Source organism: Sulfuricella sp. (assembly GCF_035531155.1).
Taxonomy (GTDB): Bacteria; Pseudomonadota; Gammaproteobacteria; order Burkholderiales; family Sulfuricellaceae; genus Sulfuricella.
Genome location: NZ_DATKTK010000046.1, coordinates 1 through 2,292 on the forward strand (window position 1 = coordinate 1; position 2,292 = coordinate 2,292).

Consider the following 2,292-nt stretch of genomic DNA (forward strand, 5'->3'; position numbering starts at 1 on the left):
GAAGACCAGTGAGTCTGAGTGGATTACTAACCATGTAAAATTCAGACAGGAACTCGGGGTATTGAGGATGGGATGTATGTAAAGGATCGAGTGGAACAGTCGAGACCTCTACCCGTCGTGGATTAACCCCCGTAAATAGGGACAGACCAAGAGATAACTAACCATGCACTGGATCGCCCCCTCCGAAAAAGATACCGCCAGTGCCACGCTGGAGAAGCGCCTGTGGGATGCCGCCGACCAGTTCCGCGCCAACTCGGGGCTGAAGGCACAGGAATATTCCGGCCCCATTCTTGGGCTGATCTTCCTGCGTTTTGCCGAAGTGCGTTTCGCCCTTCAGCGCGGCAAACTCGAAGCCGCTGGTGCGTCGTCACGGCGCGGTAGCCGGGTCGATGAACCCACCGCCTATCATGCCGAAGGCATCCTCTATCTGAGTCCCGATGCCCGCTTTGATTATCTGCTCACGCTGCCTGAGGCCGCCAACATCGGCGCGCAGGTCAACACCGCCATGCGTGAGATCGAAAAGCACAATCCCCAGCTTGCGGGCGTGCTGCCCAAAACCTACAACCTCTTCACCAGCACCCTGCTCAAAGAACTGCTGAAGAAAGTGTCCGAAATTCCAGCCACGGTCGATTACGACGCCTTTGGTCGCATCTACGAATACTTCCTCGGCGAGTTCGCCCGTACCGAGGGCCAGAAAGGCGGCGAGTTCTATACGCCGAGCGGCATCGTCCGGCTGCTGGCCGAAATCATCGAGCCCTTCCACGGTCGCATTCTCGACCCCGCCTGCGGCTCTGGCGGCATGTTTGTGCAATCGGCGCGCTTTGTGGCCGAACACCAGAAAAATCCCGCCGCCGAACTCGCCATCTGCGGTGTCGAAAAAACCGACGAAACCGGTCGGCTGTGCCGCCTCAACCTCGCCGTGCATGGGCTGGAAGGCGACATCAAACACGGCGGCAACGTCAATAGCTACTACGATGACCCGCACAACGCCACCGGCCAGTTTGATTTTGTCCTCGCCAATCCGCCCTTCAACGTCAACGCGGTAGACAAGGAACGGCTCAAGGACATGGTGGGCGCGGGTAGGCGCTTCCCGTTTGGATTGCCGCGCACCGACAACGCCAACTATTTGTGGATTCAGCTTTTCTACTCTTCGCTCAATGTCCGGGGCCGGGCGGGATTCGTCATGGCCAACTCGGCCTCGGACGCGCGTTCCTCCGAACAGGAACTGCGGCAAAAGCTGATCGAAGCGCGGGCTGTGGATGTGATGGTCGCCGTCGGTCCCAACATGTTCTACACCGTCACATTGCCCTGCACCCTGTGGTTCTTCGACAAGGGAAAGGCCAAGACACCGCGCGCCGACACAGTGTTGTTTATCGACGCCCGCCACATCTACCGGCAGATCGATCGTGCCCACCGCGACTGGACTGCGGCGCAGGTCGGCTTCATCGCCAATCTCGTCCGCCTGTATCGCGGCGAGGCGCTCGACCTCACGCTCGGCGGCAGTGACGCCGAAGCCAAGCTCAAGGAAGTCTTCGGCAAGAAACCCGCCTATGCCGATGTACCCGGCCTCTGCAAGGCGGCGACGTTGGCCGAGATCGAAGCCCAGGGCTGGTCGCTCAACCCCGGCCGCTACGTCGGCGTCGCGCCTGGCGAGGAAGTCAGCGATGAAGACTTCAAGGAACAGCTCGAAACCCTGAACGAGGAACTGGAAGTGCTGAACGCCCAGGCGCTGGAATTGCAAGACCGTATTGCTCAAAATGTCGCATCGCTGTTGTCGTGAAGGAGAACCCATGAATACTAAAACACTTGAAGAAACCGTCTTGCATTTGCCCATGCAGCAGCGCGCCGAGCTGGCGCACAAGTTGTTGCTGAGCCTCGAAGATCAAAGCGAGGATGAAATCGCCGAAGCATGGCGCATCGAAGCGCTGCGGCGCTCGGCGGAAATTGACAGCGGAGCGGTTAAAACCATTTCAGCCGAAGAGGCCAGTGCTGCGGTTCGCTTGCTTTTGAAATGAATTACCAGTTTCACCCGGATGCGTTTGACGAGCATCATGACAGCGTCGCGTTTTACCAAAACCGTTTGCCCGGTTTGGGCGCGGACTACATTGCTGAATTCGATGCTCTGATGGCGCGTGTTTGCCACACCCCAGACAGGTACCCGACGATCGCCGATCCCGATATTCACCGGGCGGGATTGAAGCGTTTTCCCTTCTATGTCATCTACCGCGTAATGCCCACGAAAATCATCGTGCTCGCCGTGGCGCACCAACGCCGCCGACCAGCCTATTGGGC

The 2,292-nt window shown here is 58.6% G+C and carries 3 protein-coding genes; all 3 read left to right on the forward strand.

The genetic code is table 11. From position 1 onward, the window contains the following. The first annotated feature begins 163 nt into the window (after positions 1 to 163). Positions 164 to 1,780 carry a class I SAM-dependent DNA methyltransferase gene (locus VMV64_RS09950; protein WP_325329813.1) on the forward strand — a complete coding sequence of 539 codons (1,617 nt, stop codon included), beginning with the start codon at positions 164 to 166 and terminating at the stop codon, positions 1,778 to 1,780. Positions 1,781 to 1,790: 10 nt separating this feature from the next. Continuing rightward, a complete protein-coding gene (locus VMV64_RS09955; protein WP_325329815.1) occupies positions 1,791 to 2,015 on the forward strand; it encodes an addiction module protein in 225 nt (74 codons plus the stop codon). Continuing rightward, positions 2,012 to 2,292, forward strand: a 281-nt coding sequence (locus tag VMV64_RS09960) for a type II toxin-antitoxin system RelE/ParE family toxin (RefSeq protein WP_325329817.1), incomplete at its 3' end; no start/stop codon positions are given. The genes VMV64_RS09955 and VMV64_RS09960, both read left to right, overlap by 4 nt.

Excerpts from the sequence above, each read along its gene's own strand:
- VMV64_RS09955 (WP_325329815.1), top strand. The coding sequence starts at position 1,791 with ATGAATACTAAAACACTTGAAGAAACCGTCTTGCATTTGCCCATGCAG.
- VMV64_RS09950 (WP_325329813.1), top strand. The coding sequence starts at position 164 with ATGCACTGGATCGCCCCCTCCGAAAAAGATACCGCCAGTGCCACGCTG.